An 11,704-nucleotide genomic window follows, 5' to 3' on the forward strand; every position below is an offset into this window, starting at 1 on the left:
CATGGCCAAGATGATGAAGATCGCCATCGTGGATGACGAAAAGGACATGCGCCAGTCGATCAGCCAGTGGCTGGCGCTCTCGGGCTATGACACCGAGGCCTTCGCCAGCGCCGAGGAGGCGCTGAAGTCGCTGGGGCCGAATTACCCCGGAATCGTGATTTCCGACATCAAGATGCCGGGCATGGACGGGATGGTGTTTCTCAAGAAGCTCATGTCGTCGGATTCGGCGCTGCCGGTCATCATGATCACCGGCCATGGCGATGTGCCCATGGCGGTCGAGGCGATGCGCGTGGGGGCCTATGACTTCCTCGAGAAACCGTTCAACCCCGACCGCATGACCGAGCTGGTCAAGAAGGCCGCCGGCGCGCGGCGCCTGACGCTCGACAACCGCGCGCTGCGGCAGGAACTGTCGGACGGCGGGCAGCTGATGAAAAAGCTCATCGGCTCATCGCCGGTGATGGAGCGGCTGAAGGAAGACATCCTCGACCTCGGCCAGGCCGACGGCCATGTGCTGATCGACGGCGAGACGGGGACCGGCAAGACGCTGGTGGCCCATGCGCTGCATGCGGTGGGCAGCCGCGCCGGCAAGAAATTCGTGCTGGTGGCCTGTTCGGCCTTTGACGAGGACGCGCTGGAAAAGCGCCTGTTCGGGCCGATGATGCCCGAGGACCCGCGCCTGCCGGCCGTCGAGGAAGCGCGCGGCGGCACCTTGGTGCTCGAGGATATCGAGGCGCTGTCGGACCGGTTGCAGGCGCGTCTTCTGGGCATGATCAACGATCAGGGCAGCCCGGCCGAGACGCGGATCGTCGCGATCTGCAACATGCAGGAGCAGGACCGCACCTGCGAGGACGCGCTTAGGCCCGACCTCTTTTACCGGCTGGCCGCGCTGCGGATCACCGTGCCGCCGCTGCGCCAGCGCGGCGAGGACATCCTGACGCTCTTCACCCGCTCGGGCGAGGCGCTGGCCGAGGAATACGGCTGCGACGCGCCCCAGGTCAGCGCGCAGGAGGCGGCGCAGCTGCTGCAGGCGCCCTGGCCGGGCAACGTGCGCCAGCTGATCAACGTGGCCGAACGCGCGGTGCTGCAATCGCGTCGGGGCACGGGCACGATTGCTTCGCTGCTGATGAGCGATCACGAGGAAATGCAGCCGGTGATGACCACCGAGGGCAAGCCGCTCAAGGAATATGTCGAGGCGTTCGAGCGGATGCTGATCGACAACACGATGCGGCGCCACAAGGGCTCCATCGCCAGCGTGATGGACGAGCTCTGCCTGCCGCGCCGGACGCTGAACGAAAAGATGGCCAAGTACGGGCTGCAGCGGGCCGATTACCTCTGAGGTGCGGCGCGATGTGCAAACGCGCGGATGAGGGGCGCTGCCCGTCAAACTCCCCGGAGTTTACCGGCAAGATGAAGCGGGATCCGTGTGGCGGCCTGTTGCCGGAGGTCGGACTGCCGAGCTGCGCGGTCCAGCGTGGGGAGCCTAAGTGACGGACGGCCGGGCATTTGCCCGGCCGTTTTCCTTATGTGCCGCGATCAGGCGCGGCCTCTCTTTTCGCGCCGCGATCAGGCCCGGCGACGCCGCCCACCGCGGCGGCCGCCGGCCGCGCCGCCGTCACCGGCGTTGGCCGAGTTGAACTTGATCCAGGCGCCGCCGTTCGGGTCGTTGTTGGTCAAGAGGTTGGCGGCGCGGATCGCTTCCATCTCCTTGCCGGGGCCGGACTTGGTCGAACCCATGCCGAAGAGCTTGACGAAGGTCTCGTCGTCCATGTCCTCTGGCAGGATGATGCCGGCGGCCTCGATCTCGGCCTTCTTCTCGGCGATCTTCTTGGGGCCGATGGGCAGCGCCACCGGGTTCATGATGGCCGAGGTCATGCCGGCCGCCATGGCCATCGGCAGGAAGGCGTTGTTGATCCCGTGGCGGTTCGGCAGGCCGAAGCTGATGTTGGACGCGCCGCAGGTGGTGTTCACGCCCAGCTCGTCGCGCAGCCGGCGCACGAGGGCGAAGACCTGGTTGCCCGCGGTCGCCATGGCGCCGATGGGCATGACCAGCGGGTCGACGACGATGTCATGGGCCGGGATGCCGAAATCGGCGGCCCGCTCGACGATCTTCTTGGCCACGGCAAAGCGCACGTCGGGGTCTTCGGAAATGCCGGTGTCGTCGTTCGAGATAGCCACCACCGGCACGTTGTATTTCTTGACCAGCGGCAGGACCAGCTCCAGCCGCTCTTCCTCGCCCGTGACCGAGTTCAGCAGCGGGCGCCCTTCGGCGGCGGCCAGGCCGTTTTCCAGCGCGCCGGGCACCGAGCTGTCGATGCAAAGCGGCACGTCCACGATGGCCTGCACGCGCTCGACCAGCGCCTTCATCAGCATCGGCTCGACAAAGTTGTTGTCGGCGTAGCGCGGGTCCTCGGCCATCTTGTTCGAGAACACGGCGCCCGAGTTGATGTCGAGGATCGTGGCCCCGGCGGCGACCTGGGCGATGGCATCGGCCTCCACGGTCGAGAAATCGTCCATCTCGAGCTCGGCGGCCAGCTTCTTGCGGCCCGTGGGGTTGATGCGCTCGCCGATCACGCAGAACGGCTGGTCGAAACCGATGATGGCGGTCTTGGTCTTGGACTCGACAACGGTGCGGGTCATGGGGTCTCTCCTGTCAGGCGGTCCAGCACCGGGATGAGTGCAGGGTCGGTGAAATCTTGGATGGTGAGCGCGGCGCCGGCCGCTTTCAGCGCGGCATCGTCCAGCGACGAGCGGATGCCGACGGTAAAGGCGCCCGAGGCGGCGGCGGCGCGCAGGCCCGAGGGGCTGTCCTCGAAGGCGATGGCGCGGTCCGGCGCGACACCGAGCGCCTGCATGGCCGCAAGATATGGGTCGGGATGCGGCTTGGCCCGCGCGCATTCCTCGCCGATCACCAGCGTGTCGAAGCGGTGCCGTTCGCCGATCGCCTCGAGCATCGCCTCGGCGTTCAGCCGCATGGCGTTGGTGACGATGGCGCGGGACCAGCCTTCCGCCTCGGACCGGTCGATCAGCGCCGACACGCCCGACATGGACGGGTAGGGGCGGGGCAGGCGACGGCGGAACTCGGCCTCCTTTGCCTCGCTCAGCCCCTGCGGGTCTGGCTCACCCGGGAGGAACTCGGCAAAGAAATCCACGTTCAGCCGGCCATGCACATGGGCCATGTAGAAGTCTTCGGTGATGTCGAGGCCGCGCGGCGCCATAATGTCGGCAAAGACCGCCATGTGGATCGGGTCGGTGTTGAGCATCGTCCCGTCCAGGTCGAAAAGAAGCGCCGCGCCTGCCATCAGCCGTTGGCCGGGCGGCCCGAGGCGCCGCCGTTTTCCGCCGCCCAGCTGGCGTTGGACTTGATGCCGCCCAGCGGGAAGAAATGCACCGCCTCGATGCCGAAATCGGGGTTGGCGGCCTTGTGGGCGGCCAGGTCCGAAATCACCTCGGTCGGCTCGTAGGGCAGCATCAGCTTGGTCACGTCCATGGCCCGCTTTTGCAGGACCTTGAGCGAGGGGCCGACGCCGCAGGCGATGGCGAACTTGATCAGGGTCTGCAGCTTGGCCGGGCCGGCGATGCCGATATGCACCGGCAGCGCGATCCCCGCCGTGCGCAAGCCGTCGACCCAGGCGATGATCGGCTTGGCGTCAAAGGCGAACTGCGTGGCCAGCGCCATCTGCGCATCGGTGCGCTCGGTGAAGGCCTGCTTCCAGCGCAGCGCCTCCATCACGTTGGCGGTCGACCCATCCGGGTCGATGTCCTTGTTGCCCTCGGGGTGGCCGGCGACATGCAGGCGGGTGAAGCCGGCCTTGTCGAAGAGGCCGGTTTCGAGCATCTGCATCGAGCTGTGGAAATCGCCCACGGGCTTGTCCAGGCCGCCCGCCAGAAGCAGCGCCTGTTTCACGTCCGCCTCGCCCTGGTAGCGGGCGACCCAGTCGCCCAGCGTGGCTTCGTCCTTGATGATCCGCGCGGGGAAATGCGGCATCACCGGGTAGCCTTCGGCGTTCAGGCGCTTGGCCGTGGCGACCATGTCCTCGATCGGCGTGCCGTCGATATGGGCGATGTAGACGCGGGTGCCTTCGGGCAGCAGGTCGCGGAAACTGTCGATCTTGGCGGCCGTGCGCGGCATCACCTCGATCGAATAGCCCTGCAGGAAGGCCTCGACCTGGGCAGGGGTGGCGGCGCCTGTCGCGCCCTCGGCCTCGCGGCGTTTGAAGTTGAATAGGGCCATCATGCGCTCCCACAAGGCCATCGGGTCAGTCCCGGCCGTCGTTGGCGATGAGAGCCTTCAGGCGATCTTGCGTGTATTCCGCGTCGATCCGGGCAACCTCGGCCTCGGCCACGGCGACATCGTCGTCGCCCTCGACCTCGACCGGCGGCGCTTTCCGCCATTCGGCCAGGTAGGCGTCGGTATCCGAGGCGCCCACCTTCATCGCGGCCCGGTCGATCGCCTGCTCGAACCGCTCGGGCAGGGGTCGCTTGGTGCCACGCCGGCCCTTGCCCACGATCACCTGGGCGGGAATGTCGCGCCAGTAGACGATGGTGACTTGGGTCATGCGTGATTCCTCCGGGTCCATTGCCCACATAACGGGTGCCGAACGCGCGGCGGGGTCGTTTTTCGACATGCGGCGCGCCAAGTGCGACCCTTGGCCTTTTAGCCGCTGGCGCGGGCCGGGGCCATGGGGGCGGCCGTGAAATCGCTTCAGAAAGATCATGAAGCCGCCGGTGTCTTGGCCTTGGCCCGGACGCGGCTTATAGAAGCCCGAAACCCGCAGGAGGTCGAACGTTCCCGGCATGGCAATCGCGGTCGAAGCATACCGGCTGGCCTACATGGCGCTGCCCAAGGCCGGGTGTTCTTCGGTCAAGGAGGCGCTGGCCCGGATCGACCCCGACGCCGCGCTGCCGCCGCCCGAGGCGCAGGGGCACGGCACCTGGCACGCACTCTATCCCACGGCGCGCTTTCGCCCGCACCGGTGGGAGCAGTACGAGCAGCGCGGATGGTTCCGGTTCTGCGTCGTGCGCGACCCGATCGACCGGCTGCTGTCGGTCTATTCCAACCGGGTGGACCGGTTCGACGAGCTCAAGAATTCGCCTCGTGTCCGCGCCCTGGGGCTGCCGACGAAACCCGACCCGGATTACTTCTTTGGCCACCTGCGCGACTATATCGAGGCGTCCTCGGTCATCAAGCACCATGCCATAGGCGCCTGGCTGTTCCTGGGTCCCAAGCCGCTGCGCTACACGCGGGTGTACCGCACCAAGGAACTGGGGCAACTGGGCGCCGACCTGTCGCTGATCACCGGCCAGACGGTGACGATCCCGCGCGCGAACGCGTCGGAGCGCAAGGTGACCTGGGACGAGCTGAGCGGGGCGACGCGCGACAGCCTTCGGCCGTTTCTCGACCAGGAATACGAATACCTGTCGGAATATTACACCAATCCGCTGAGGTGACTTGCGCGGGGGGCCGCGGGCTCCTATCCTCATATTCAACTTGATATGAAAGGCGCGACGAACATGGCGCCAAAGCGTCCCGGTCGTGCGGGCGCTTTCCCGAAACCGGTTGAGGGCCCCGCACCGACCACACCGGATCCGTCCGAGCTTTATGCCGCGCTGGATCTGGGTACGAACAGTTGCCGCATGCTGATTGCCCAACCCAAGGGCAGCCAGTTTCACGTGGTGGACAGCTTCTCGAAATCGGTCCAGCTTGGGCTCGGTCTCGAACGCACGGACCGGTTGTCGCGGTCGTCGATGACGCGGACCATCCAGGCCCTGCGGATCTGCCAGCAGAAGCTGAAGCGGCACAAGGTCAGCCGGATGCGGCTGGTCGCGACCGAGGCATGCCGGCGCGCCAAGAACGCGCGTGAATTCATCCGCCAGGTCAAGCGCGAGACGGGGCTGGGGCTGGAGATCATCCAGCCCGAGGAGGAGGCGCGGCTGGCGGTCATCTCCTGCGCGCCGCTGGTCTCGACCAAGACCGAGCAGCTGCTGGTCGTGGACATCGGCGGCGGCTCGACCGAGCTGGTGTGGATCGACCTCAGCCGCGTGCCGCGGCTCGAGCGGCCGCGCGCGATCATGCGGCTGCACGCGGGCTTTCACACGCAGGACAGCATCTTTCCGGCCGCCAAGGTGGTCGACTGGATTTCCGTGCCGCTGGGGGTCGCGACCCTGCGCGACCAGTTCCGCGACGTGACGGATGACGCGGCGCGCTACGCGCTGATGTCCTGGTATTTCGAAGAGAACCTGGCCGAGTTCGCCCCCTACAAGGACGAACAGGCGCGCGAGGGGTTCCAGATTGTCGGCACCTCGGGGACGGTGACGACCGTGGCGGCCTCGCACCTCGGGCTCAGGCGCTACGACCGGACCAAGGTGGACGGGCTGCGCATGACCTCGGACCAGATCGACAAGGTGATCCGGGGGTACCTGCAACTGGGCCCCGAAGGCCGCCGACGCGATCCGCGTATCGGGCAGGACCGGCAGGCGCTGATCATGAGCGGCTCGGCCATCCTGCAGGCGCTCTTGCGCTGCTGGCCCACCGACCGGCTCAGCGTCGCCGACCGGGGCCTGCGCGAGGGGTTGCTCTATTCCCAGATGTCCGCTGACGGGGTGCTGGAAGACGGACCCTTCTGATCGCCTTGGTTTCGAATCGCTGCGCGATCCGACCGGGGGCGGGCGCGGCTGCGCCGCGCCCGCCGGGGCCTATGGATGGGGTCGCTATTCGTGTCGGGGTCCAGCGCAGGTCGGTAGGACTGGAGCGAGGGGCCAGCCCCTCGCGCTCCCCGAGGTATTTTCAAAACGATGAAGGGGATTGGTGGACTCTGCCGGCCGTCGGGATGTGACGTGACCGGCGGACCGAGGGGCCGGCCGCTCGGGCTCCCCGAGGTATTTGGGGCCCAAAGAAGGCGTGCGTGGCAGGGCGGAATAGGGCACCCTGATCCCCTTCATCTTTCCATAAATATGCCGGGGAGTGTGAGGGGCTGGCCCCTCACTCCGGCCTCGGGGCTGGGCGCGCCGGTCAGTTGGTCGGCAGTTCCGCTTCGATCGCGTCGGTGATGGTGCCCGACAGCGGGCGCGCGGTGGCGCCCCAGGTGGCCTTGACTTGGCCGTCGGCACCGATCAGCACCTTGTTGAAGTTCCAGTTCGGCTCCCACCCCGAGCTTTGCTTGAGGTCGGCGTAGAACGCATGGGCCGCATCGCCGCGCACATGGGTGATCGTGGTCATCGGCAGGTCGAGCCCGAAGGTCAGCTCGCAGAAATCCTTGACCTCGGCCTCGGTCGCCAACTCCTGCCGGAAATCGTTCGAGGGCACGGCCAGCACGACCAGCCCGCGATCCCGGTAGCGGTCGTAAAGACCCTGCAGCCCCTCGTATTGCGGGGTGAAGCCACAGCGCGAGGCGGTGTTGACCACAAGCACCGGGCGCCCGGCCCAGTCCGAGAGGTCGTGTTCGCCGCCGTCGATGTTCTCGAACCGGTAGGGACCGGCGGCCATCACGAGATTGGCGACGAGGACCGCGAGGCCGGTGACAAGGATCATAGTGGCGCGCATCGGGGGCTCCTCTCGCTTGCGTGATCCGCAGTTAGACGGTTGCCGGGTCGCGTCAAATCACCCCAGCCGCGCGCGCAGCACGCGCAGCATGTTTCCGCCCATGATCTTGGCCACCTGGGCCTCGGTCAGCCCGGCCGCGAGCAGCGCATGGGTCAGCGCGGGCAGTTCGGAGGTGTCGAAGGCCGTCTCGACCGAGCCGTCGAAATCGGAGCCGAGCGAGACGTGATCCTCGCCCACCACCGCGATCGCCGCCACAGCCATGCGGGCGATACCGGCGGGGGTGATGTCGTCGCAGGCGACCTCGGCCCAGTAGCCCAGGCCGATCACGCCGCCGGTCGCCGCGATCTGCTGCATCAACGTGTCAGGGAAGTTGCGTTTGACCGGGCAATGGCCATGCACCCCGGTATGGCTGACCACCAGCGGCACATCGGTCATGGCCAGCACGTCGCGCGCCACGGCGGGGCTGGAATGCGCGAGGTCGATGATGACCGGCAGATCGGCCAGCGCCGCCACCACCTCGCGCCCGAAGTCGGTCAGCCCGTGGTTCCCGACCCCGTGCAGCGACCCGCCGAGGTCGTTGTCGAAGAAGTGTTGCAGGCCAAAGACCCGGTGCCCGGCCGCCAGCAGGTCGTCGAGGTTGGCAAGGTCCCCCTCGAGGGGATGGCCGCCCTCGATCCCCAGGATGCCGCCGACGATCGCTTGCCCCTCGGCCCGGGCGGCCAGCAGCGCGTCCAGCTCGGCCGCGGTGCGGATCACCCGCAGCTGCCCGTCCGAGCGGGCGGCGAAGCGGTGCAGTTTATCCGCCTGGTAGATCGCGCGTTCCTTGAGCGAGCCCCAGGTGCGCGGGGGCCAAAGCTGCGCCACCGCCAGCGCGGTGATCGTGTCAAAGGCCTCGGCCGAGTTGCTGTCGTAGTTCTGGCCCGCCGGAGACTTGGTCACGGCGGTGAAGACCTGCAGCGCCACGCCGCCCTCGATCAGCCGGGGGATGTCGACCTGGCCGTAATCGCTCCGCTCGGCCAGGTCGCGGTTCCACAGCAGCGGATCGGCGTGCCAGTCGCCGACCACGAGGCTTTCGTGCAGCGCCCGGGCCGCGTCGCTGACCGGGTAGGGATCATGCGCCGCCACCCTGTTGCGGGACTTTTCCACGTAGGCCGGGCCGAAGGTGACCAGCCCGACCAGGCCGATCACGGCCAGAACCAGCAGGAAGACGAAGAGGCGGAAGATCAGGCGCATGGGCTCCCTTTCGAAGATTTGCCGCAGGGTAGGGGCGGGCCGCATCGCGCCCAAGGATGACGTGGCGTTTCGGCTGTACTACATTGGCGGTATCAGGAGGTGCCCCATGGCCGGAGGTTGGGCGCGCGACGGCGCGGTACAGGACCAGATCGAGGATTCGATCAAGGACGAGCTTGCGCGGATGCGGGCGCGGTCACAACCCAAGGGCGAGAGCCTGGCCCATTGCGCCGAATGCGACGAAGAGATCCCCGAGGCGCGGCGACAGGCGATCCCCGGGGTCAAGATCTGCATCGACTGTGCCAGCGAACGCGCGGGCAGGGTGCAGCAGCGCGGCGGGATCAACCGGCGCGGGTCCAAGGACAGCCAGCTCAAGTGAGCCTCGCGTATCCGTGACTGCGGCAGCGTGGCGTCTTTCCATACATGCCCGGTTTGGCATATGATCGCGTGACGCCTGACGTCTCGTCGGGTTTTCGTTGCGGGAGAGCAAGACATGACTTCGAAATCCCTGGCCGTGTTCGCGCTCGCCGCGTTGGTCATGACCGGCGCTGGCGCCATGGCGCAGATGGGCGGCCATGGCGGCGGCATGATGCATGGCCACGGCGCCGACGGCACTGGCCATGACGAGATCAACATGCCCGGCCTGCGGGGCCTCGATGCCACGCCCGAGGAGAGCGCCGAGCTGGCCGTCATGTTCCAGCATTTCGACCGCATCACCCGCGAGGTCGAGCTGCTGCCGAATGGCATCCGCACCGTCACCAGCTCGGACCATCCGCAGGTGCGCGAGGCGCTGATCTCGCACGTGGCGGGCATGATCGGCCGGGTCGAAGAGGGGCGCGATCCGCAGATCATGATCCAGAGCCCGACGCTGGACATCTTCTTTGCCCGCGGTGATCGCATCAAGACCGACATCGACCTGACCGAGACGGGGATCGTGGTGGTGCAGACCTCGGACGACCCGGAGGTGGTCGAGGCGTTGCATGTGCATTCGGGCGAGGTCACGCGCATGGTCGACCGGGGCATGGCCGCCGTCCACGAGATGATGATGGAGCGCGCCGCGAACTGACCTGGCCGCCGCGCGCGCCGCCTGCTAGCCTTGGCCGGCAGGAGGCAGCCATGCAGCCATTCGGCCCCGGTATCTGGATCATCGACGGCCCCGAGGTGCGGGTCGCGGGCTTTCCCTATGCCACGCGGATGGCGGTGATCCGGCGGGCCGGGGGCGGGCTGGTGCTGTGGTCTCCGATCCGGTTCGACGCGGTGCTGGCCGAGCGCCTGGCCGCGCTGGGGCCGGTGGCGCATCTCGTCACGCCCTCGGCCTCGCATAACCTGGCCCTGGCCGATTGGCAGCGCGCCTTTCCGCAGGCGCAGGTCCATGGCCCCGAGGGGCTGCGGCGCAAGCTGCCGGACCTGGCGGGGATTGAGAGCCTCGCCTCGCCCGGCTCATGGCCGGGAGAGATCAACATGGTCTGCCTGCCCAATGCCATCGCTGACGAGTTCTGGCTGTTTCATCGCGCCAGCGGCACGCTGCTGGTCTGCGACCTGCTGCAACAGGTTCCGCGCGCGGCGCTGTCGGGCTGGCGGGCGTGGGTCGCGCGGCTGGACCTGATGACCGGGGACGAATCGCAGGTGCCGCGCAAGTTCCGGCTGGCGATGCGGCGCGGCCCGGCGCGGGCGGCGCTGGCCGAAGTGTTGGACTGGCCGGTCGAGGCGGTTGTCATGGCCCATGGCACGCCGGTCACCGGCGATGCGCCCGCCTTCCTGCGCCGCGCCTTTCGCTGGCTCTAGGGCAGCCCAGCCGCCTCGATATAGGCGCGCACCGCCGTCTGCACGTGGCGAAAGCGGTCCCCGCCCAGGTGCTTGCCGCCGTACCAGCGCGTCACGACGATGATGTGGTCGGTGATCCCGTCGCGTTCGAGCATCCGCAGGATCACGTTGCCCGCGCCGCTTTCGCCGTCGTCGTTCTTGATCGGCGCCTCCGCCGTCAGCAGCGCCCAGGTGTTGTGCGTCGCCTTGGCGAATTTCTTGCGCCGCCTGAGCTCGGCCAGGAACGCCTTCGCCTCCTCCTCCGACCGGCACGGCCCGCCCGAGACGGCGTATTTCGACCCACGGTCGGTCAGGATGTTCTCGAGCACCAGCATACAGTCGGTCTAGCAGCCTGCGCGCCGGGGGCAAGGGACAGGAATGGTGCGCGTTCCGCCATCATGTCGCCCTATGCGTGTGCGACGGTGCCGCCAGTTTGAATTGAATTGGATCGAGCGATGGCAGAGCAGCCCGTGGCGCTTCTTGTCGATGGCGACAATGTCCCTCCGTTCCATGCCGCGCAGCTGCTTGCCACGGCGACGCGGCTGGGCCGGGTCGACGTGGCCCGGGTCTATGCGAACATCTGCCGCGCGCCGGACTGGATCGAGGTGCCGGGGGTCCGGTTGATGCTGGCCGGGTCCTCGAAGAACGCGGCCGACATGTTGCTGGCCCTCGACGCGATCGAGCTGGCGCTGGCCGCGGGCATCGCCGAGTTCGTGATCGCGACCTCTGACCGGGATTTCACCCACGTGGCGCAGCGCCTGCGCGAGCGCGGCGCCCGCGTGACGGGGCTGGGCGAGGCCAGGACCCCGCCCGAGTTCCGCGCCGCCTGCACGCGGTTCGAGCTGCTGGTGGGCGAGGTGCAGGGCCGGGTGTGCAAGGGCGCGGGTTATACCGCGTTCGACCTGTCGATCCGCGCGATGATCGCGAGGCACGGGCAGGGGCGCCAGGGCATGCGCCTGGCCGACCTGGCGCCGCAGATGCACAGGACCCATGGCACGCGGATCAGCACGCGGCCCGAGGGCACCTGGCGCCACTACCTGCAGGCGCGGCCCGAGCTATACGACCTCGACCCGCGCGGGCCCGAGGCCAAGGTGCGCTGCATCCCGGCGGGTTTCGCCGGGGCGTGAGGCG

At 68.0% G+C, this 11,704-nt stretch carries 14 protein-coding genes; 7 read left to right on the plus strand and 7 right to left on the minus strand.

The window, feature by feature from the left end:
• Window position 1: 1 nt before the first annotated feature.
• A complete protein-coding gene (locus MF270_RS11925; protein ID WP_238366115.1) occupies window positions 2-1,336 on the plus strand; it encodes a sigma-54-dependent transcriptional regulator in 1,335 nt (444 codons plus the stop codon).
• A gap of 227 nt (window positions 1,337-1,563) precedes the next feature.
• Here the strand turns inward: MF270_RS11925 and MF270_RS11930 are convergent, their stop codons facing one another.
• Genes MF270_RS11930 through MF270_RS11945 form a run of 4 tightly spaced genes read right to left on the minus strand, consistent with a single transcriptional unit; the run spans window position 1,564 to window position 4,556 of the window.
• Complete coding sequence (locus MF270_RS11930; protein WP_238366116.1) at window positions 1,564-2,637, minus strand: methyltetrahydrofolate cobalamin methyltransferase; 1,074 nt, start codon at window positions 2,635-2,637, stop codon at window positions 1,564-1,566.
• Window positions 2,634-3,299 (minus strand): HAD family hydrolase, encoded by a 666-nt coding sequence (locus tag MF270_RS11935; RefSeq protein WP_238366117.1) that lies wholly within the window; start codon window positions 3,297-3,299, stop codon window positions 2,634-2,636. Before MF270_RS11935 ends, MF270_RS11930 begins: the two co-directional genes overlap by 4 nt.
• Complete coding sequence (locus tag MF270_RS11940) at window positions 3,299-4,231, minus strand: methylenetetrahydrofolate reductase (RefSeq protein ID WP_238366118.1); 933 nt, start codon at window positions 4,229-4,231, stop codon at window positions 3,299-3,301. Before MF270_RS11940 ends, MF270_RS11935 begins: the two co-directional genes overlap by 1 nt.
• Before the next feature lie 25 nt (window positions 4,232-4,256).
• Window positions 4,257-4,556 carry a virulence factor gene (locus MF270_RS11945; protein ID WP_238366119.1) on the minus strand — a complete coding sequence of 100 codons (300 nt, stop codon included), beginning with the start codon at window positions 4,554-4,556 and terminating at the stop codon, window positions 4,257-4,259.
• A gap of 238 nt (window positions 4,557-4,794) precedes the next feature.
• Here MF270_RS11945 and MF270_RS11950 point away from each other — a divergent pair, with 238 nt between their 5' ends.
• Window positions 4,795-5,448 (plus strand): sulfotransferase family 2 domain-containing protein, encoded by a 654-nt coding sequence (locus MF270_RS11950; protein ID WP_238366120.1) that lies wholly within the window; start codon window positions 4,795-4,797, stop codon window positions 5,446-5,448.
• Window positions 5,449-5,511: 63 nt separating this feature from the next.
• The gene (locus MF270_RS11955) at window positions 5,512-6,624 is read left to right on the plus strand and encodes a Ppx/GppA phosphatase family protein (protein ID WP_238366121.1); all 1,113 of its coding nucleotides are present in this window, start codon (window positions 5,512-5,514) and stop codon (window positions 6,622-6,624) included.
• 385 nt (window positions 6,625-7,009) lie between these two features.
• On the opposite strand, the gene MF270_RS11960 is transcribed toward MF270_RS11955, so the two are convergent.
• A complete protein-coding gene (locus tag MF270_RS11960) occupies window positions 7,010-7,540 on the minus strand; it encodes a glutathione peroxidase (protein WP_238366122.1) in 531 nt (176 codons plus the stop codon).
• A gap of 57 nt (window positions 7,541-7,597) precedes the next feature.
• Entirely contained in the window at window positions 7,598-8,773 is a 1,176-nt protein-coding gene (locus MF270_RS11965) for a dipeptidase (RefSeq protein WP_238366123.1), read from the minus strand.
• A 106-nt stretch (window positions 8,774-8,879) separates the two neighbouring features.
• Here MF270_RS11965 and MF270_RS11970 point away from each other — a divergent pair, with 106 nt between their 5' ends.
• From MF270_RS11970 to MF270_RS11980, 3 genes are all read left to right on the plus strand, one after another.
• A complete protein-coding gene (locus tag MF270_RS11970; protein ID WP_238366124.1) occupies window positions 8,880-9,149 on the plus strand; it encodes a DksA/TraR family C4-type zinc finger protein in 270 nt (89 codons plus the stop codon).
• A gap of 114 nt (window positions 9,150-9,263) precedes the next feature.
• A complete protein-coding gene (locus tag MF270_RS11975; RefSeq protein ID WP_238366125.1) occupies window positions 9,264-9,836 on the plus strand; it encodes a hypothetical protein in 573 nt (190 codons plus the stop codon).
• A gap of 50 nt (window positions 9,837-9,886) precedes the next feature.
• The gene (locus tag MF270_RS11980; protein WP_238366126.1) at window positions 9,887-10,555 is read left to right on the plus strand and encodes a DUF4336 domain-containing protein; all 669 of its coding nucleotides are present in this window, start codon (window positions 9,887-9,889) and stop codon (window positions 10,553-10,555) included.
• Here the strand turns inward: MF270_RS11980 and MF270_RS11985 are convergent.
• Entirely contained in the window at window positions 10,552-10,908 is a 357-nt protein-coding gene (locus MF270_RS11985) for a YigZ family protein (RefSeq protein ID WP_238366127.1), read from the minus strand. The genes MF270_RS11980 and MF270_RS11985 overlap by 4 nt on opposite strands.
• Window positions 10,909-11,028: 120 nt before the next feature.
• Here MF270_RS11985 and MF270_RS11990 point away from each other — a divergent pair, with 120 nt between their 5' ends.
• Entirely contained in the window at window positions 11,029-11,700 is a 672-nt protein-coding gene (locus MF270_RS11990) for an NYN domain-containing protein (protein WP_238366128.1), read from the plus strand.
• The last annotated feature ends 4 nt before the right edge of the window (window positions 11,701-11,704 follow it).

It is taken from the genome of Mesobacterium pallidum, assembly GCF_019966535.1.
Lineage (GTDB): Bacteria > Pseudomonadota > Alphaproteobacteria > Rhodobacterales > Rhodobacteraceae > Mesobacterium > Mesobacterium pallidum.

What these genes read in the sequence shown, in the direction of transcription:
- MF270_RS11965 (WP_238366123.1), bottom strand. Translation starts at nt 8,773, where the DNA reads ATGCGCCTGATCTTCCGCCTCTTCGTCTTCCTGCTGGTTCTGGCCGTG.
- MF270_RS11960 (WP_238366122.1), bottom strand. Translation starts at nt 7,540, where the DNA reads ATGCGCGCCACTATGATCCTTGTCACCGGCCTCGCGGTCCTCGTCGCC.
- MF270_RS11980 (WP_238366126.1), top strand. Translation starts at nt 9,887, where the DNA reads ATGCAGCCATTCGGCCCCGGTATCTGGATCATCGACGGCCCCGAGGTG.
- MF270_RS11955 (WP_238366121.1), top strand. Translation starts at nt 5,512, where the DNA reads ATGGCGCCAAAGCGTCCCGGTCGTGCGGGCGCTTTCCCGAAACCGGTT.
- MF270_RS11945 (WP_238366119.1), bottom strand. Translation starts at nt 4,556, where the DNA reads ATGACCCAAGTCACCATCGTCTACTGGCGCGACATTCCCGCCCAGGTG.
- MF270_RS11975 (WP_238366125.1), top strand. Translation starts at nt 9,264, where the DNA reads ATGACTTCGAAATCCCTGGCCGTGTTCGCGCTCGCCGCGTTGGTCATG.
- MF270_RS11970 (WP_238366124.1), top strand. Translation starts at nt 8,880, where the DNA reads ATGGCCGGAGGTTGGGCGCGCGACGGCGCGGTACAGGACCAGATCGAG.
- MF270_RS11925 (WP_238366115.1), top strand. Translation starts at nt 2, where the DNA reads ATGGCCAAGATGATGAAGATCGCCATCGTGGATGACGAAAAGGACATG.
- MF270_RS11950 (WP_238366120.1), top strand. Translation starts at nt 4,795, where the DNA reads ATGGCAATCGCGGTCGAAGCATACCGGCTGGCCTACATGGCGCTGCCC.
- MF270_RS11940 (WP_238366118.1), bottom strand. Translation starts at nt 4,231, where the DNA reads ATGGCCCTATTCAACTTCAAACGCCGCGAGGCCGAGGGCGCGACAGGC.
- MF270_RS11990 (WP_238366128.1), top strand. Translation starts at nt 11,029, where the DNA reads ATGGCAGAGCAGCCCGTGGCGCTTCTTGTCGATGGCGACAATGTCCCT.
- MF270_RS11935 (WP_238366117.1), bottom strand. Translation starts at nt 3,299, where the DNA reads ATGGCAGGCGCGGCGCTTCTTTTCGACCTGGACGGGACGATGCTCAAC.
- MF270_RS11930 (WP_238366116.1), bottom strand. Translation starts at nt 2,637, where the DNA reads ATGACCCGCACCGTTGTCGAGTCCAAGACCAAGACCGCCATCATCGGT.
- MF270_RS11985 (WP_238366127.1), bottom strand. Translation starts at nt 10,908, where the DNA reads ATGCTGGTGCTCGAGAACATCCTGACCGACCGTGGGTCGAAATACGCC.